The following is a 17,561-nucleotide window of genomic DNA, read 5'->3' on the forward strand; positions in this document are numbered from 1 at the left end:
TTGCCCGATGGCTGCGGAACACCCGTTACGAAACAACACGATTGCGACCGCTCTTTTTGGCCGCATAGAGATTTTGATCGGCGATCTCCAGAATGGTGTTCGGAGATTTGGCGGAGAGGGTACCGGCGACGCCTATGCTGATCGTCACGTGCAACCCGTTGCAGATCTCCGACCAATCCCAGTTTTCAACGGCCGAACGCAGCCTTTCGCAGACATCGGCGGCCCCTCGGGGAGCGCCTGAGAGCAGGACGACGAATTCCTCGCCGCCAAAGCGAATTGCCTGATCGGTAACCCGCAGCTGGCTGCGCAATATGGTTCCAATGGCGCTGAGAACCTGGTCGCCGATCATGTGAGAGAAGTTGTCGTTGATCGCCTTGAAGTGATCGACATCCAGCATCGCGATCGAATATGGACGCTTCTCGGCGGTCAGTTCCTTGAAACGGCTGTCGAGATATTTGCGGTTATAGAGCCCGGTGAGCGCATCCAGATAAACGGCGCTGGCGAGAATATCGGTCTCCTCCTGCAGTTTCTGATAGGAGGCTTCCAGCGTTTCGGCACGCTTCGACTGGGTGTCGGCGACTTCCTTGAGCCGCTTGGTTTCGTAGTAGATTTCCGCCAGACGCGCGCGCTGCTGGGTTCTCTCGGCGCTATTCTGCAAATAGGCCTGATGGTATTTCTTGTGTGCCTCCAGCGCCAGATCGAACTGCCCCAGCCCTTCATGCGCCTGCGACAGGTAAAAATAGATCTGGATATAGGAATCGAAACTGCCGCCGTCGCCGATCAGGTCGACTGCCTCGAGGAGAAGCGATCGGGCCTCCTCGAATTTTCCGTAATTGTTGTAGATCTGGCCCAAGGTGTAGAGATATTGCTGCCTGTCCCTGACATAGCTGTTTTCCTGAAACAGCTGATAGCGGAGCATGCACTGGAGCGCCTTCTCGTGCTCGCCGAGATGGCTGTGGTAATCGGCTTTGTTGCCGAGACAGATACGAGCCGCCCAGCTGTCGCCGATCTCGGTGGCTATATCGAGCGCCTGATCGGTCAGTTCCAGCGCTTGCACCAGCATCCGGCGGCCTTCCTCCGGCTTGCCGAGCGCCTGCGCGATATAGCCGCCTTCCGAATGGGCGCCGCCGAGATTGATGAGCCACCAGCATTCATAGGTCTTGTTGCCGATCATCCTGGCAAGTTCGACAGACCGTTCGCTCATCAGGATGGCCCGGTCAGGCTGCTTGTTGTACCAGAAGATAATGCCGATGACGTTGGTGGCGAGGCTTTGGGCTTTGAGGTCCGCGGCCTTGTCGGCGAGATCCAGCGCGCGGGTCGCTTCTTCGATCGCTTCCTCCGGCAAGCCCAATTCCAGAAGCAACCATCCGAAATAGGCCCGGGCATAGGCTTCTTCTCTGGGCTCTCCGGTCAATTTCCAGAAGTCGACCGCCCGCCGGACATGCGTCAGGCCAAGTTCGGCCTTGCCGGTTTGAAAACAATACCAGGCAATATCCGTGTCGCATTGTGCGGCGAGCCGGCTGTCGCCCCGCGCCGTGGCTTCGGCAAGAATTTTGCCGGCCAGCATGAGTGCCTCAACCGAACGGCCTGTACACCCGAGGCGCCATGCTTCCTGTAAGCCGGAATCTGCTTGTTGCGGAATTGTTACAGTATCAACAACCTGCATATCGAACACCAACATTTGACTGTCGGGTATGAATAAACTCAGAAGTTTAAAATGATGCAAATTGTACAAAACATCCGGCAAACCGGGAAATAGGGGGCCGCAAGCCGCTTACACCTTCGGCGCCATGCGTCGACGCCCGCGGTCAACCCGCCATGCGGAGCCTCCAGGCGCGTTCGGTCGCCGGCGCCTCGTCGGTGGTGATCTGATCCGGCTTCAGGGCCATCAGCGCCTGGAAGTTCCGCCATTCCGCTTCGCTGAAACCGGCCTCTGGATGCTTCAAGGTAAAGGTCCAGGCGTCGACGCGTTTGCCTTCATCCTGGCAGAGCGCGATCATGTCGAGACCCTCATTGGCGGCATCGAGGATCAGCGGCCAGTGAAGATAGACCGTGTCCGGTTCGGTCGGACCGCGCAAATCGGCGCGCAATTCGATCTCGACAGCCTTCCAGCCGCCGGCCTTCCTGATCCCGTAGAGCTTGTCCGTGGGATCGATGCCGCGCAGGAGATGGGGAAGCTTCTCCTTGACCGCGACGATGAGGTCGAGACTGCCGGCGCTGACGATCACCGAGGCGGCGATCTCCTGGAAATGCGCGGAGAGATGCGCGATGCCCTGCGCGCCGATCGCCTCGTAGTCGTCCTTCATGTCGAATTGCAGCAGTGCGGCCGGGTGGGCCGCTTGCAACATGGCGGCGAGGTCTTCGCTGAGGATCAGCGGCCGGTCGCCCCCCTGCATCCTGATATCGCGGAGGTCGCTGAGGCTCTTTTCGGCGATCGGTCCATGACCGGTCGTTTCCCCTTCGAGGTCCTCGTCGTGCAGCACGACGAAACCGCCGTCGGCGCGCACGCGCAGATCAAGTTCCATCGATGCGCCTGCGGCAAATCCCTCCGCCATCACTTCGGCGGAGAACAGCGGATCGGCAAAACGTTTGCGCAGCCGGTGCCATTTCAGACGGGTGCGATGCCCCTCGTGCAAAATCTCCAGGCCCTGCGCATCCAGCAATTTCGACATCTGCATCCGGTCTCCGCGATGCCACTCTCCTGCCTTGCCGAGCCGCGATTATCAAGACCCGAACATAACATTCAGCGACTGTAGGCTGCGGCTATCGCCTCTGCAGCGGCGGCGATATCGGCGGGACGGCCGGTCTGCCTAAGGGCTGCGCCGTAGCCCACGACATTCGAGAGCACTGTCTGGAATGCGGCGCGCGGGCCTGTGTGGTTCAGCCGCACGAGGCGGGCGGGCGCGGTTCCCACGGCTTCCGTCAGGTCGACCCCCAGCCGCCCCGCGGCCGCGATCACCGAAGCCGGTTCCAGTGCCTCCGGCAACGGCACCGCCGTCACCAGGTTCGACGCTTTTGCCGCCGGCACCCAGGCCGGGGCGCCGAGTGCGGCGAGCCCGGCCCACGTCGCCGATGCCGCCAGCGCATGGCGGGCAATGACATTCTCCAGGCCCTCGGCCTCAATGCGGTCGAGGGCCGCCTCCAGCGCAAAGAATTCCAGCGGCGCCGGGGTTCCGGGCAGGATGCGCCGGCCGTCGTCGATCCAGCGCTTCAGATCGGCCAGCGACAGGATCGAGTCGCGCGGCGCGCCGGCCTTGAGAACGAGATCCCAGGCACGCTGACTGACGGAGAGCGCAGAGACACCCGCCGGACCGCCGAGCGCCTTTTGCGGGCCGATCACCGCGATGTCGATGCCGAGATCGTCGACCTCGAGCCGATGCCCGCCGACCGAGGCGACCGCATCGACGACGGTGACGATGCCGCGGGCGCGCGCAAGCGCGAGTATCTCCGGCAGCGGGTTGAGAATGCCGCTCGCAGATTCCGCGTGAACCACGGCGAGCACATCGATATGAGGGCCTGCATAGAGGGCTTTGGCGACGGCGTCGATCTCGATCGGCAAGCCCGGCTCGGCGACGAGATTCCGAACGGTTGCGCCGCCTCGCCGCAGCCATTGCCCGAACCAGCCGCCATAGGGGCTGGTGACGAGGTTGAGGGCCGAAAGGCCGGGACGCGCGAGACTGATCCCCACGGCTTCCAGCGCCACCACCGCCTCTGCCTGCACCAGCACGACGTCACCCCGGCAGCGCAGAATGCGGCCGATTCTGTCAGCGAGCATGGCGTAGCGCTCCGCGGGGTATAAAGGCGCGCCGAGCAGGGGATTCCAACCGAGATCGAACATGGGCGCCTCCTTCACAACGGTTCGGTCACAAGACGAGGAACGGCTGCCACAAGCGCGCGGCCGGCAGCCGATTGCGGTGCGGCGACAACCGCCGCAGCCGGACCGGTCTCGACGATCCGGCCGCCGTCCATGACGGCGATGCGGTGGGAAACGGCGCGCACCACGGCAAGATCGTGCGAAATGAACAGACAGGCAATGCCGTGCTCCTTCTGCAGCTCGACTAAAAGTTCGAGGATCCTGCCGCGCACGGTGACGTCAAGCGCCGAGACCGCCTCGTCGAGCACCAGCAGCGACGGCCGTGTGGCGATCGCCCGGGCAATCGCCACACGCTGGCGCTGGCCGCCGGAGAGCGCGCGGACCGGCCGGCGGGCATAATCGGCAGGCAGGCCGACGTGTTCGAGGAGCATGGCGATCTCGCCGGCACGCTGGTCTTTCGACACGACGCCGTGGATGCGCAAGGGGTCGTCGAGCACCGAACCGACCGTCGCCAGCGGGTTGAAGGCCGCCAGCGGATCCTGGAACACCATCTGCATGCGCGCCCGCCTGCGGCGCAGCGCAGCACCTCTCAGCGTCAGCCAATCCTCTTCCTCGAAACGGATGGCACCGGCATCACAGGAGAGAAGCCGCAGCAGGATACGCGACAGCGTCGATTTTCCGCTGCCGGAGGCGCCGACCAGACCGAGCGTTTCCCCGGCTGCGATCGTCAGCGAAACATTGTCGAGCGCGGCAACCCGGCGGCCCGCGGAAGAAAAGCCCTTCGAGATGTTTTCTATGGACAGCAGAGGATTCATGGCGCCAGCTCTTCGATCAGGGGTGGCGTTGCGAGGTCGCGATGGCTGGCGATGAGAGCGGCGGTATAGTTGCTCACGGGCGCCGAAAGCACCGAACGCACGGGACCTGCCTCGACGAGGCGCGCATCGCGGAAGACGGCGATCCGATCGACGAAGCCGGAGGCGAGTGCGATGTCATGGGTGATGAAAAGCAGCGTCATGCCGTCCTCGCGCACCAGCCCGTCGAGCAGGCGGACGATCTCGGCCTGGACCACGACGTCGAGGGCGCTCGTCGCCTCGTCGGCGATCAGCAGCGCGGGCTTGCCAGCGATCGCTGCCGCGATCGCCACGCGCTGGCGCTGGCCGCCGGAAAGCTGATGCGGAAAGGCCCGCAGCGCCTTGTCCGGCTGCGGTATTCGCACTCGTCCAAGGAGTTCCTCGGCTCGGATAGAGGCCTGTTTCCAGCCGAGCCCGAGATGGCGCCTGGCGCCCTCGGCGATCTGCTCGCCGACCGTCAGGACGGGATTGAGGCTCGTGCCCGGATCCTGGAAGACGAAGCCGAAATCGCGGCCCGGGCGGGGCGGGTGGCCGAGGGCGGGCCAGAGCATCTCGCCGGTGACTTTCGTTCCCTCGGGCAAAAGACCGGCGAGCGCCCGGGCGAGCGTGCTCTTGCCGGAGCCGCTTTCACCGATGATCGCCAGCCTTTCGCCGGCGGCGATATCGAGATCGACACGGTCGAGCGCCGCAGCATTGTTCCTGCCGCGCCGATAGGTGACCGAAAGCTGCCGGAGGCTGCAGAAGATGTCGCTCACGCCGCCCTCCCGCCGTCATCGCCAAGCGCCTTGCCGAGACCCTCGCTGAAAAGATGAACGCCGAGCACGGTCACGGCAAGTGCCGCGCCCGGCAGGACGGAGAGATAGGCGGCCGAGCGCAGCACGCTGCGGCCCTCGGCGATCATCGAACCCCAGGTGGCGATATTCGGATTGCCGAGGCCAAGAAAGGAAAGCGCCGCCTCGGTGAGGATCGCGCCGGCGACGATGGTCGCGGAAAGCGCCAGCACCGGCGGCAGGGCGTTCGGCAGGATCTCGCGAAAGGCGATTTCCGCCGGATGCATGCCGATCACCCTTGCCGAGGCGACGTAATCCTGCTCGCGGATCGCCAGCACCTGGGCTCGCGTCAGCCGCGCCGGATCGGCCCAGGCGCCAAGCGCGATGGCAAGCACGACGATCGGGGTCGACACCCCGATGGTGCTGACGAAGGCGAGGGCAAGCAGGAAGCCCGGCACGATCTGGAAGGCATCGACCACGCGCATCAACGCCTCGTCGACGAACCCGCCGGAAAATCCGGCCGCCATGCCGACGCAGACACCGAGGACCATGGCCGAAAAAGCTGCCGCGAGGCCGACGGCAAGCGAGGTTCGCGCGCCGTAGAGCAGGCCGGCGAGCACATCACGTCCGAGGCGATCCGTGCCAAGTGGAAAGGCCGGGTCGGTGAAGGGCGCAAGCAGCGCCCGCCCGGCGATCCTCAGCGGATCGCCGGGCGAAATGATCGGGGCAAGCAGCCCGACCGACAGCAGGATGGCCAGGATTGCAAATCCGGCCATGCCTTCCCACGTGCCGAGCAGACGCTGGAGACGGCTCATGCGCCGCCCTCCGAAGCGCCGATGCGCGGGTCGAGCGCGGCATAGATAAGATCGACGAAGAAATTGACCGAAATGACGAGAACGGCACTGGTGACGACGATGCCCATCAACAGCGGCGCGTCGCGGCCGTTGACCGCCTCCTGTGCCAGGCGCCCGAAACCGGGGATCGCAAAGACGCTCTCGATGACCACGCTGCCGCCGAGCATGGCCGCCGATTGCAGCCCAAGCATGGTGACGAGCGGCAGCGCCGCATTGCGCGCCACATGGCGCAGCACGATGCGGCTGCGCGACAGGCCCTTGGCGCGGGCGAAAAGGACGAAATCCAATTTCCAGGCCTCAGCCATGCCGGCCCGCATCACCCGCAGGAACAAGGCGAGATAGATCAGGGCAAGGGCGCCGACCGGCAGGACCAGATGATCTGATATGTCGACGGCGCGGGAAAACCCGGTCTTGCCCGAAGCGATCGTCTCGATGCCGGCGATCGGAAACCAGCGCAGCTTCACCGAAAAGGCAATGCTCAGAACCAGGCCGAGCCAGAAGCTCGGAATGGCATAGACGATCAGCGAGCCGATCGACAGCAGCCGGTCGCGCAAGCTTCCCGGCCGCGCCCCGGCGAGGATGCCGAGCGCGGAACCAAGGCCGAAAGAAAGCGCCGTCGCGCTGCCCATCAACAGCAGCGTATTGGGCAGGCGTTCAGCGATGAGCGCGCCGACCGGCCGGTCGAAGGCGACCGACCAGCCGAGATCAAGCCGCGCCAGCGAGGAAAGATAGAGCCAGAGCCGTGCCAGCACGGACCGGTCGAGGCCGTAGCTTTCGCGCAGCGCCTGCCTGAGTGCCGCATCGCCGCCGCCGATCGCGCCCAGATAGGCATCGACGGCATCGCCCGAGGCGGATTCGAGCAGGAAAAAGGTGAAGATCACCACGATCAGCAGCACTGGAAGGCTGCTGATCGCCCTACGCCGCAGGAGGAGGATTGCGCGTTTCACGCCGGATAAGGCCTCCGGAAGAAAATTGCCGCCGATTTATCTCTTTGTTTTTACGCAATTCCGAACGCAAAACCGCGGCACACTTTTACTGAAATTGCTCTATCACGATTGCAAAGCGGTATCGCCCCAGTTCGAGACGGCCCAGCGCGGATTGTCCGCAACGTTGAGGACGGTGTCGCGGGCGACGGTGATGAAGCCCCATTCCGCAACGTTGATCAGCGGCAGATCGGCGACGACGAGCTGCTGGAACTTGCGGTAGAGATCGGTGCGCGCCGCTGTGTCGACGGTTTCGGAGGCCTGCTTGATGATCTTGTCGAGCTCAGGATTGGCATAGCCGCCCTGGTTGGAGAAGGGAACGCCGTCAGGCGTACCGGACTGAACGAGAATGGTGGTGGAGATCGCCGGATCGCCGCGGAACACCGGCGGGGCGACGGCGAGGTCGAAATCGTGGTCGGTGTAAACAGCCTTCTGGTGCGCGGCCGCATCGGCATTGACGATCTCGGCATCGATGCCGATCGCGGCAAGCGCCTGGCGAAGGTAATCGCCGAACTGGCGGGTCTCGTTGAAATAGGGCGCGGGGCGGAGCTTCAGCTTGAAGCGGTTGCCGTCCGCCCCCTGGGCATAGCCCGCCTTGTCGAGAATATCGTTGGCGGCCGCCGGATTGAAATCATAGGTCGCGACATCGGACGTATAAAATTCCGGCGCATTCTTCGGCACCGGACCTGTGGCGGCGGCGGCATAACCGAGGAAGATCGTGTCGACCACAAATTTCTTGTCGATGGCGTGCGCGATCGCCTGGCGGACCCTGAGGTCGGCGAGCTCCTTGCGGCGGTGATTGATCTCGACGACAAGCTGGTAGGTCAAGGCCTCGTAGCCCTTCGAAATCACCTTGATGCCGTCGACCTTGGAGATGCGGTCGAGATCGGCAAGCGGCACCGCCGAGAAGGCGGCAAGCTGAATTTCGTCGGCTTCGAGCGCCGCGCCGGCCGAGGCGCGGTCGGGCAGCACGCGGAAGACGATCTCGTCGAGTTTCGGCTGGTCCTTGCCCCAATAAGTCTCATTGCGCGTCAGCCGGTAGTATTCGCCGGGCTTGTGTTCGGCGAACTTGAACGGGCCGGTGCCGATGAGCGTGTTGTTGGCCGGATTGGTGGCGATATCGCTGCCGTCGAAGATGTGTTTGGCGACGACGCTGGTGACGACGGGCAGGGCATTGCGGATGAGCTGGAACGGCGTCGGCTTGGAGAAGCGGAAGATGGCAGTGTAGTCGTCGGGCGTATCGACGGTTTCGAGATTGGCGAAGACCAGGCGGCCGAGATTCTGCAGCGGCTTCCAGATGTTAAGGGCGGAGAAGGCGACATCGACCGAGGTGAACGGCTTGCCGTCATGCCAGGTGACGCCGTCGCGCAGCTTGAAGGTGACGGAAAGGCCGTCGGCCGAGCCTTCCCAGGAGGTGGCAAGGCGCGGCGCAAGCCCGTCCTTGCCATCGAACGAGGCTTCGGCCAGTGGTTCGATCACCTTGCTGGCGATGAAAAAGACACCGTTCGAAGCGACGATGGCAGGGTTGAGGTTCTTGGGCTCGGAATCGGCCGCAACGACCAGTCTCCCGCCGCCAGGTGCTGTCTGCGCCAGCGTCTGGCGGGCGAGCGCCGTCGAGGCAAGCAGCAGAGCAGCGCCCTTCATCAGCGTGCGCCGCGAGATAGATGACACCGTCATGACCCCTCCTGATCGATCGAAACCGGCTACCATATTCGGCCCGAAATACCGGTTGGCATAGAGATTAAATTCGAATGATCGGGCTCCGCGAGACATTTTTTGTCACCCAGCCATTATATCCTCTGCCGTGCTCGCAGGGGAGGCCGAAGCCGGCAACCTTCAGGCCTCCGCCAGCTGAAACGCGTCGCTTTCTCCTGCCACCAGTTCGAGTGGCCAGATTATGTTGCCACCGGCATCGGAATAGAAGTCTCGATAGGCAGGCATGCGGGCGAGCAGCATTTCGCCGAGTGCAACGCCGAGATCGTAGAGCGACATGCGGAAGCAGCTGAGCGAGGGCTGCAGAAAGCGGGCGCGCGGGGCATCGCGGAAGCCGATCACCGCAAGATCGCGGCCGGGCAGGACGCCCGATTCCATCAGGCGGCGGTAGAGGCCGATCGCCATCAGCTCGTAGATCAGGATCACCGCCGTCGGCCGGTCCTCAAGCAGCAGCAGCTCATGGGCCGCCTGATAGCCGCCTTGTTCGCTCGATTTGACGCGGATGACGAGCGACGGGTCGAAGGGAAGGCCGTGCTGCTCGAGCGCGCGGCGATAGCTCTCGACAAAGACGTAGCCGAGGTTGACCTCGCTTGAGGGCGCCGTGATCGCGATCCGGCGGTGGCCGCGCGCGACCAGCCGTTCGACGGCGCGCTCGGCGACGCCTTCGAAATCGAGGTCGATCCAGGGGAAGTTGCCGGCCGAAAGGCTGCGCCCGACGGCGATGAACGGGATCCTTGCCCGCGACAGAAGATCGACACGGCGATCGACGCGCTGCATATTGGAGATGATCATCGCATCGACGACACGCCGCGCTACCATGCGCTTTAGATATTCGCACGGGTCTTCATCGCTCGGGCAGGGCAGCATAAGAAGGTCAAGCTTGTGGCGGGTAAAGACATGCTGCAGGCCGCTGGTGACGCCGAGGAAGAAGTTGTCAGCGTTTTCGACCGCCTCCGCGCTGGATTCGATCATCAGGCCGATAACCTTCGTCTCTCCTTGTCTCAGGCTGCGCCCCGACTGATTGGCGACGTAGCCGAGCGCCTCGGCCGCCGCCAGCACCCGACGGCGCGTTTCCTCATTGACATCCGGCCTGCCGTTCAGGGCACGGGACACCGTGCCGATCGAGATAGCCAGGTGTTCGGCAAGCTGGCGGATTCCCTTCATCGGCTGCGATTCCCTCCTGGGCCGTAATTTCGCAGTTGGCCTCTATTGACACCGCAAAATGTTTTCGCCTACAGTCGTAAACGTTTACGGAGTGCGTGTCACGAGGAGAGTTGGCGCCATTCCCTGGAGGAAATCGTGAAATTCAGTGCCATTCTGTGCGGGTGCGGAGCTATGTCCAAAGGTTGGTTGCGCGCCATCGCGTCCAACCCCGATCTCGCCGACTCCATCACCATCGTCGGCCTCGTCGACCTCAACCGCGAGACGGCGGAACAGCTCGCCGCCGAGTTCGGCCTCGACAGCGCCGTCATCGGTTCGGATCTCTCCGACGTCATCGCGGCGACGAAGGCCGACCTGGTCTTCGACATCGTCATTCCGGCCGCCCGTTACGATGTCGTGTCGACGGCACTCAAGGCCGGCTGCCATGTGCTCAGCGAAAAGCCGATGGCCGCCTCGCTCGCCGAGGGCGCCGCGCTGATCGATCTTGCCGCCGAAACCGGCCGCCTCCATGCCGTCATCCAGAACCGCCGCTTCATCTCCGGCATCCGGCGCCTGCGCCGTTTCGTCGACAGTGGCGCGATCGGCGATCTCACCGCCATTCATTGCGACTTCTTCCTTGCGCCGCATTTCGGCGGTTTCCGCGAGGAGATGGACAATGTGCTGCTTCTCGACATGGCGATCCACACCTTCGATGCCGCGCGTTACGTCGCCGACAGGAAGCCGCTCGCCGTCTATTGCGTCGAGCGCAATCCTGCGGGCTCGTGGTACCGGCACGGCGCCTCGGCCAATGCCATCTTCGAATTTTCCGACGACATCGTCTTCACCTATCGCGGCTCCTGGTGTGCCGAGGGCGAACGTACCAGCTGGGAAAGCCAGTGGCGTCTCGTCGGCTCGAAGGGGATGCTGACCTGGGATGGCGAGGAGAGTTTCAAGGCGACTGTTGCCGGCGAGGAGCCCGGCCTTCTGCGCGGAGCTGCCTCCGTAAACGTTCCCGGTCCGGAACACGATGCCGAAACCCATGGCCACGCCAGCATCATCGCCGATTTCATTGCGGCGATCCGCAGCGGCAAGCAGCCCGAAACGGTCAATTCCGACAATATCAGAAGCCTCGCCATGGTCTTCGGCGCCATCGAAAGCGCCAAGACCGGCCGGCGCATCGAAATTTCAGCATAGGAAGACGTGACGTGAGCAACCCTGCAAAATCCATTCGCATCGGCACCATGGTCAGCGGCAACAAGGGCGATGCCGCCCAGCGCATCGGCCAGATTGCCGATCTCGGCTTCGAGAGCTTCGAGCCCTTCTTCTGGCAGACGACCAAGGGCCAGGACCTCGCCGAGCTCGGCAAACGCTGCCTCGACGCGATCGGTGATCGCGACATCACCATCTCGACGCTCGGCATGTTCGGCAATCCGCTGGAAGAGAGCGCAATCGACCTCGAGACCCTGCAGGGCTGGAAAGACTGCATCGACAATGCCCATCATTTCGGTGCGACCTGCGTTGCCGGTTTCACCGGCCGCATCCGCGGCAAGCCGCTGACCGACAGCCTGCCGCGCTACAAGCAGATCTGGAGCGAACTCGCCAAGCGTGCCGCCGACAAGGGCATCAGGATCGCCTTCGAGAATTGCGCCATGGACGGCAACTGGGAAAGCGGCGACTGGAACATCGCCCATAATCCGGATGCCTGGGAGCTGATCTTCAACGAGACGCCGGACGACCATATCGGGCTGGAATGGGAACCATGCCATCAGATGGTCTATCTGATCGACCCCATGCCGCAGATCCGCAAATGGGCGCATAAAATCTTCCACATCCATGGCAAGGACGCGACCATCCGCTGGGAGGTCATCAAGGAACACGGCATCTTCGGCAAGGAGAAATTCGTCTTCATGCGCACGCCGGGCTTCGGCGACAGCAACTGGACCGACATCATTTCCGAGTTGCGGCTTGCCGGCTGGTCCGGCTCGATCGACATCGAAGGCTGGCACGACCCGGTCTACCGCGACGAACTGGAAATGACCGGCCAGGTCTATGCACTGAACCACCTCAAGCATGCCCGGGGCGGCGAATTCGTCGTCGATCCGGCCTGATGACATCGTTGCCGGCAAGGAGGAATTGCCGGCAACGGGGATAACCACAAAGGAGGAGAACCATGGCTATCCGCAAATATGCAATTCTCGGCGCTCTGGCGCTTGCAGGCGTTTCGCTGTTCGGCCTTTCGGCCAAGGCCGAGGACGTCACGCTGACACTCTGGTCGCTTGATAAGGACACCCAGCCGGCGCCGAACCTCGTCAAGGAGTTCAACGCCCAGAACAACGGCATCAAGATCGAATACCGGCTGATCCAGTTCGACGACGTCGTCACCGAGGCGATGCGCGCCTATGCCACCGGCCAGGCGCCCGACATCATCGCCGTCGACAATCCGGAGCATGCGATGTTCTCGTCGCGCGGCGCCTTCCTCGATCTTACCGACATGATCGCCAAGTCGACCGTCATCAAGCCGGACAATTATTTCCCCGGCCCACTGAAATCGGTCGAATGGGACGGCAAATATTACGGCGTGCCGAAGGCGACGAACACGATCGCGCTCTACTACAACAAGGACATGTTCAAGGCGAAGGGCCTCGATCCGGCGAAGCCGCCGCAGACCTGGGACGAGCTGGTCGAGGATGCGCGCAAGCTGACCGACCCCGCCAAGAACATCTACGGTCTCGCTTTCTCGGCCAAGGCCAATGAGGAGGGCACCTTCCAGTTCCTCCCCTGGGCCCAGATGGGCGGCGGCAGCTACGAGCATATCAATGCCGACGGCGCGGTGAAGGCGCTCGGGATCTGGAAGACGATCATGGACGAGAAGCTTGCTTCGCCCGACACGCTGACGCGCGGCCAGTGGGATTCGACCGGCACGTTCAACTCCGGCAACGCGGCCATGGCGATCTCCGGTCCCTGGGAACTCGACCGCATGACGCAGGAAGCGAAATTCGACTGGGGCGTCACCCTGCTTCCGGTTCCCAAGGAAGGGGCTGAACGGTCGTCGGCCATGGGCGACTTCAACTGGGCGATCTTCGCCAGCAGCAAACATCCGGCCGAAGCCTTCAAGGCGCTCGAATATTTCGCCTCGCAGGACGACAAGATGTTCAAGAATTTCGGCCAGCTTCCGGCCCGCTCCGACATCTCCATCCCCGAAAGCGGCCAGCCGCTGAAGGACGCCGCCCTCAAGGTCTTCCTCGAACAGCTGAAATACGCCAAGCCGCGCGGCCCCCATCCGCAATGGCCGAAGATCTCCAAGGCGATCCAGGACGCCATCCAGGCGGCACTGACCGGCCAGATGAGCCCGAAGGACGCGCTCGACCAGGCCGCGGACAAGATCAAGGCTGTACTTGGGTGAAGCTTGCTCCCTCTTCTCCCCGGCGGGGAGAAGATGCCCGAAGGGCAGATGAGGGGGGTGAGGAGCACAAGCGACGAACGTTCTGAACGCAAGTGAAGAACAGCAAACGCCGAGTTCGCCGCCCCCTCATCCGCCCTATCGGGCACCTTCTCCCCGCGGGGGAGAAGGGGAAACTCAACCATTTCCTCCCGGCAGGGGCCGTCTTCCGCATCATGCGCCAGGCGGCCCCGATCGGAGCATCGGAGGACGCATGAAAAGGATCCTGATGAGCGTCAGGGATGGCCGCGGTTTCGATATCGTGCTCGTCGCTTTCCCGCTCGGCTTTCTGTTCCTGATGGCGGGGCTGCCGCTCATCTACAATGTGGTGATGAGTTTCCAGGAGGTCGACATGTTCAGCCTCGGAACCTTCTCGCGTCCTTTCGTCGGCTTCAAGAATTATACCGACCTCTTCGCGCAGCCGGAAACCCTGCCGATCCTCTATAACACCGTCATCTTCGTCACCGGCTCCATCGCCGGCCAGTTCCTGATCGGCTTCGGCCTGGCGCTGTTCTTCTGGGTCAATTTCCCCGGCGCCTCATGGATGCGCGGTCTGTTCCTCGTCTCCTGGGTGATGCCCGGCCTCGTCGTCGGCGCCATCTGGAACTGGATTCTGTCCGGCGATTTCGGCGTGCTGAACTTCATCCTCAGGGAAAGCGGCATCATCTCCGGCAACATCTTCTGGCGCTCCGATCCGCATTATTCGCTCTATGCCGTCATCATCGCCAATATCTGGCTCGGCACCTCCTTCAACATGATCCTGCTGTCCGTCGGCCTCGCCGGCATTCCCGCCGATCTCTACGAAGCGGCCGAACTCGACGGCGCCAATGTCTGGCAGCGCTTCTGGACGATCACGCTGCCGATGATGCGCTCGACGATCGGCGCGATCATCGCGCTCGGGCTGATCTTCACCCTGCAGCAGTTCGACCTTTTCGCCGCGATCACCTCGGGCGGGCCGAACAATTCGTCCAATGTCACGCAGTACTGGGCCTGGGACCTCTCCTTCCGCCAATATGACTTCGCCAAGGGGGCGACGATCTCCGTCATCATGATCGTCTTCGTCATGTTCGCCTCCGTCGTCTATGTCCGCTCCACACGTCATGAGGTGCGCGGATGAGCACGACCACGAACCGCGACCGGCTGATGCTGGCAATATCGATCGTCATGGCGGCGATCTATCTCTTCCCGCTCTACTGGATGTACATCACCGCGCTGAAAAGCGGCTCGGAGATGTTCGCCACGCCGCCGAGTTTCTGGCCAGCAGCACCCCAATGGAGCACCTACACCTATGTCTGGGAAAGCCGCGGCATGGGCCGCTATCTCTGGAATTCGCTGGTCATCGCGCTGGGCTCGGTAGCGCTGATCACGCTGCTCGGCGTCGGCTGCGCCTATGTGCTCGCCAGATACCGCAACGTCTGGGTGGATATCGGCCTGTTCCTGATCCTGATGCTGCAGGTCCTGCCAGCCTCGCTGATGATCACGCCGATCTTCGTCGGATTCTCGCAGATCGGCATGCTCTCTTATCCCAGGCTTGCCGTCATCATCGCGGTCGCGGCCAAGAGCATGCCCTTCTTCGTCATCCTGGTGCGCGCCACCTTCATGAGCGTTCCCCAGGAACTGGAAGAGGCGGCCCTCGTCGACGGCAATTCGCGCGTCGGCGCCTTCTTCAACATCGTGCTGCCGCTCGCCCGCAACGGCATCCTCGTCAGCGCCATCCTGATCTTCATGCAGGCCTTCGGCGAATTCGTCTATTCGAAGTCGATGATCCAGGCGGTCGACCTTCAGCCGGCAAGCGTCGGTCTCAACTCCTTCATGGGGCCGAACACCAACGAGTGGAACAACATCATGGCCTACGCGACGATGTATGTGACGCCGATCCTTGCCATCTTCGTTCTCTTGCAGCGCCGCATCGTATCCGGCCTCACCTCTGGAGCCCTCAAATGACCACACAGATCGAGCTCAGAGGCGTCAACAAATATTACGGCGCCTTCCACGCCCTGAAGAACATCGACCTGTCGATCGCCAAGGGTACTTTCGTCGCGCTCGTCGGCCCTTCGGGCTGCGGCAAGTCCACATTGCTGCGCTCGCTTGCCGGTCTTGAAAGCATTTCGACCGGCGACCTCCGGATCGCCGGCGAGCTGATGAACGGCGTGCCGCCGCGCAAGCGCGACGTCGCCATGGTGTTCCAGTCTTATGCACTCTATCCGCATATGACGGTCGAGGAAAACCTGACCTACAGCCTGCGCATTCGCGGCATCGCCAAGGCGGAAGCCAAGAAGGCGGCAGAGGAGGTGGCGGCGACAACCGGTCTTTCGCATCTCCTCAAGCGTTATCCGCGCGAACTTTCCGGCGGCCAGCGCCAGCGCGTCGCCATGAGCCGCGCCATCATCCGCCATCCCAAAGCCTTCCTGTTCGACGAGCCGCTGTCCAACCTCGATGCGGCGCTGCGTGTCCATATGCGCAAGGAAATCCGATCGCTGCACGACCGGCTGAACGCAACCTTCGTCTATGTCACCCACGATCAGGTCGAAGCGATGACGATGGCCGACCATGTGGTGGTGATGCGCGACGGCATCATCGAACAGCAGGGCGCACCGCTCGATCTCTACGACCGGCCGGCAAACCGGTTCGTTGCCGGCTTCATCGGTTCTCCTGCGATGAATTTCATTCCGGCGATCGTCGCGGAAGACGGCAAGAGCCTGATCCTGGATTTCGGCGCCGTGAAGCAGAGACTTGCCATCAACCGCGCCATCGAGCCCGGACGCAAACTCATCGCAGGTGTCCGGCCTGAACATATCGAGGTTGTCGCTCTCGGGCAGGGTAGTTTCGACGTGCCGATTGCCTTCGTCGAATCGACCGGCTCCTCGACCTTCATAGTCGCGGCGACCGAGCCGGAACTGACGATCGTCGAGACGCGCCGTGACAGGGTGAAAACAGGAGACATGATCGGCCTTTCGGTCGACCCGGCTCAGATCCATCTCTTCGATGCATCGACGGACCGCCTGATATAACAACCGGTGGACAGGGGCGACAGTCAGCTTCATAAAACCATCATCGGCCTCTGCGAAGGGAGTGCTTTCGCATGAGTCACTTGCGTTTCATCTGCAGCATCCGGATCTTCTCATGGCATCCTTCCCGATATCAGCGCGTCTTTCGCCGACCGCGTCGCCCCGCCTCGTCGTGCTTGCCGAAACGGTCCTGAAGGCGGGAGAAACGGCCCGAGCCTCGCTGCGGCGGCGGACATCGGCAGAAATCCTGGCCAAGGCGCCACGCGATTACCAGACCGAAATCGATGTCGCCGTCGAGCGGATCATCGTCGAGGAAATGACGAAGGCCTTTCCGGATTATGCCATCCAGGGCGAAGAGGCCGTCGGCAACCGCACGGGCGGGCCGGACACGCCGATCATCTACATCGACCCGATCGACGGCACCACCAATTACGCCTGGGGTGTTCCGCATTTCGGCATGACGATCGCCATCGCCGAAGGCGGCAGGCTGGTCGCCGGCGTCGTTTATGACGCCATGCAGGACGAATTGTTCAGCGCCGAGGCCGGCGGCGGCGCCTATCTCAACGGTGAGCCTATCCGCTGCGCCGATGTCGCCGACATCGAGAACGTGCTTATCGGCGCCGGCCTGCCGATCCCCGGCCAGGTCAAGGCGGTCGCCGAGGAAACCTATTTCGACGCCATCAAGCGTCTGATGGCCAATACGGCCGGCGTGCGCCGCCTCGGCTCGGCGGCACTGTCGATCGCCTATGTCGCCTGCGGCCGGCTGGACGGTTTTTTCGAGGACGGGCTTTCGATCCATGACTTCGGTGCCTCGGCGCTGATGGTCGAAGAGGCGGGCGGCATCGTCACCCGTTTTTCCGGCGCCGAAGTCAGCGGGCGGGGCGATATCCTCGCCGCCAGCAAGGCGCTGCATCCCTGGCTCAAGGAAGGCTTCCGTATCAAAGCCTGATTGACCTCAGCATCATCTTCCCTTGGGGACGATAGCGAGG

The 17,561-nt window shown here is 62.9% G+C and carries 16 protein-coding genes; 7 read left to right on the forward strand and 9 right to left on the reverse strand.

Going from position 1 to position 17,561, the window contains the following annotated elements:
* Positions 1-25: 25 nt before the first annotated feature.
* The 9 genes from CO655_RS22335 to CO655_RS22375 all read right to left on the reverse strand — a co-directional run bounded on the left by CO655_RS22335 (position 26) and on the right by CO655_RS22375 (position 10,149).
* Positions 26-1,681, reverse strand: coding sequence for a tetratricopeptide repeat-containing diguanylate cyclase (locus tag CO655_RS22335; RefSeq protein WP_097666686.1), 1,656 nt, complete (start codon positions 1,679-1,681; stop codon positions 26-28).
* A 127-nt stretch (positions 1,682-1,808) separates the two neighbouring features.
* Positions 1,809-2,678, reverse strand: coding sequence for a glycerophosphodiester phosphodiesterase family protein (locus tag CO655_RS22340; protein WP_097607582.1), 870 nt, complete (start codon positions 2,676-2,678; stop codon positions 1,809-1,811).
* A 65-nt stretch (positions 2,679-2,743) separates the two neighbouring features.
* A complete protein-coding gene (locus CO655_RS22345) occupies positions 2,744-3,838 on the reverse strand; it encodes an aminotransferase class V-fold PLP-dependent enzyme (protein ID WP_097666688.1) in 1,095 nt (364 codons plus the stop codon).
* An 11-nt stretch (positions 3,839-3,849) separates the two neighbouring features.
* Positions 3,850-4,629 carry a dipeptide/oligopeptide/nickel ABC transporter ATP-binding protein gene (locus CO655_RS22350; RefSeq protein ID WP_097666690.1) on the reverse strand — a complete coding sequence of 260 codons (780 nt, stop codon included), beginning with the start codon at positions 4,627-4,629 and terminating at the stop codon, positions 3,850-3,852.
* Entirely contained in the window at positions 4,626-5,420 is a 795-nt protein-coding gene (locus CO655_RS22355) for an ABC transporter ATP-binding protein (protein WP_097607585.1), read from the reverse strand. Before CO655_RS22355 ends, CO655_RS22350 begins: the two co-directional genes overlap by 4 nt.
* On the reverse strand, positions 5,417-6,250 hold the full coding sequence (locus CO655_RS22360; protein WP_097607586.1) for an ABC transporter permease: 834 nt from the start codon (positions 6,248-6,250) through the stop codon (positions 5,417-5,419). Before CO655_RS22360 ends, CO655_RS22355 begins: the two co-directional genes overlap by 4 nt.
* Complete coding sequence (locus CO655_RS22365; RefSeq protein WP_097607587.1) at positions 6,247-7,236, reverse strand: ABC transporter permease; 990 nt, start codon at positions 7,234-7,236, stop codon at positions 6,247-6,249. Before CO655_RS22365 ends, CO655_RS22360 begins: the two co-directional genes overlap by 4 nt.
* Before the next feature lie 102 nt (positions 7,237-7,338).
* On the reverse strand, positions 7,339-8,949 hold the full coding sequence (locus CO655_RS22370; protein ID WP_097666692.1) for an ABC transporter substrate-binding protein: 1,611 nt from the start codon (positions 8,947-8,949) through the stop codon (positions 7,339-7,341).
* Between the two features lie 159 nt (positions 8,950-9,108).
* On the reverse strand, positions 9,109-10,149 hold the full coding sequence (locus CO655_RS22375) for a substrate-binding domain-containing protein (protein WP_097666694.1): 1,041 nt from the start codon (positions 10,147-10,149) through the stop codon (positions 9,109-9,111).
* A gap of 135 nt (positions 10,150-10,284) precedes the next feature.
* Between CO655_RS22375 and CO655_RS22380 the strand changes: the two genes are divergently transcribed.
* The 7 genes from CO655_RS22380 to CO655_RS22410 all read left to right on the forward strand — a co-directional run bounded on the left by CO655_RS22380 (position 10,285) and on the right by CO655_RS22410 (position 17,521).
* Positions 10,285-11,319 carry a Gfo/Idh/MocA family oxidoreductase gene (locus CO655_RS22380; protein ID WP_097666696.1) on the forward strand — a complete coding sequence of 345 codons (1,035 nt, stop codon included), beginning with the start codon at positions 10,285-10,287 and terminating at the stop codon, positions 11,317-11,319.
* An 11-nt stretch (positions 11,320-11,330) separates the two neighbouring features.
* Entirely contained in the window at positions 11,331-12,233 is a 903-nt protein-coding gene (locus CO655_RS22385) for a sugar phosphate isomerase/epimerase (RefSeq protein ID WP_097666698.1), read from the forward strand.
* A 62-nt stretch (positions 12,234-12,295) separates the two neighbouring features.
* Positions 12,296-13,528 carry a sugar ABC transporter substrate-binding protein gene (locus tag CO655_RS22390; protein ID WP_097666700.1) on the forward strand — a complete coding sequence of 411 codons (1,233 nt, stop codon included), beginning with the start codon at positions 12,296-12,298 and terminating at the stop codon, positions 13,526-13,528.
* 250 nt (positions 13,529-13,778) lie between these two features.
* Entirely contained in the window at positions 13,779-14,681 is a 903-nt protein-coding gene (locus CO655_RS22395; protein ID WP_003595640.1) for a sugar ABC transporter permease, read from the forward strand.
* Entirely contained in the window at positions 14,678-15,508 is an 831-nt protein-coding gene (locus CO655_RS22400; protein WP_010031033.1) for a carbohydrate ABC transporter permease, read from the forward strand. The genes CO655_RS22395 and CO655_RS22400 overlap by 4 nt, the downstream gene beginning before the upstream one ends.
* On the forward strand, positions 15,505-16,575 hold the full coding sequence (locus tag CO655_RS22405) for an ABC transporter ATP-binding protein (protein ID WP_097666702.1): 1,071 nt from the start codon (positions 15,505-15,507) through the stop codon (positions 16,573-16,575). The genes CO655_RS22400 and CO655_RS22405 overlap by 4 nt, the downstream gene beginning before the upstream one ends.
* 112 nt (positions 16,576-16,687) lie before the next feature.
* Positions 16,688-17,521: an inositol monophosphatase family protein gene (locus CO655_RS22410; protein WP_097666759.1), complete on the forward strand. Its 834-nt coding sequence runs from the start codon at positions 16,688-16,690 to the stop codon at positions 17,519-17,521.
* Positions 17,522-17,561: the final 40 nt, after the last annotated feature.

This window comes from Rhizobium sp. M1, assembly GCF_002531805.1.
In the GTDB taxonomy this organism is placed as follows: domain Bacteria; phylum Pseudomonadota; class Alphaproteobacteria; order Rhizobiales; family Rhizobiaceae; genus Rhizobium; species Rhizobium etli_C.

Bases quoted from the DNA above. Each gene is read 5' to 3' on its own strand.
- CO655_RS22335 (WP_097666686.1), bottom strand. From the start codon at position 1,681: ATGTTGGTGTTCGATATGCAGGTTGTTGATACTGTAACAATTCCGCAA.
- CO655_RS22340 (WP_097607582.1), bottom strand. From the start codon at position 2,678: ATGCAGATGTCGAAATTGCTGGATGCGCAGGGCCTGGAGATTTTGCAC.
- CO655_RS22345 (WP_097666688.1), bottom strand. From the start codon at position 3,838: ATGTTCGATCTCGGTTGGAATCCCCTGCTCGGCGCGCCTTTATACCCC.
- CO655_RS22350 (WP_097666690.1), bottom strand. From the start codon at position 4,629: ATGAATCCTCTGCTGTCCATAGAAAACATCTCGAAGGGCTTTTCTTCC.
- CO655_RS22360 (WP_097607586.1), bottom strand. From the start codon at position 6,250: ATGAGCCGTCTCCAGCGTCTGCTCGGCACGTGGGAAGGCATGGCCGGA.
- CO655_RS22370 (WP_097666692.1), bottom strand. From the start codon at position 8,949: ATGACGGTGTCATCTATCTCGCGGCGCACGCTGATGAAGGGCGCTGCT.
- CO655_RS22375 (WP_097666694.1), bottom strand. From the start codon at position 10,149: ATGAAGGGAATCCGCCAGCTTGCCGAACACCTGGCTATCTCGATCGGC.
- CO655_RS22390 (WP_097666700.1), top strand. From the start codon at position 12,296: ATGGCTATCCGCAAATATGCAATTCTCGGCGCTCTGGCGCTTGCAGGC.
- CO655_RS22395 (WP_003595640.1), top strand. From the start codon at position 13,779: ATGAAAAGGATCCTGATGAGCGTCAGGGATGGCCGCGGTTTCGATATC.
- CO655_RS22400 (WP_010031033.1), top strand. From the start codon at position 14,678: ATGAGCACGACCACGAACCGCGACCGGCTGATGCTGGCAATATCGATC.
- CO655_RS22405 (WP_097666702.1), top strand. From the start codon at position 15,505: ATGACCACACAGATCGAGCTCAGAGGCGTCAACAAATATTACGGCGCC.
- CO655_RS22410 (WP_097666759.1), top strand. From the start codon at position 16,688: ATGGCATCCTTCCCGATATCAGCGCGTCTTTCGCCGACCGCGTCGCCC.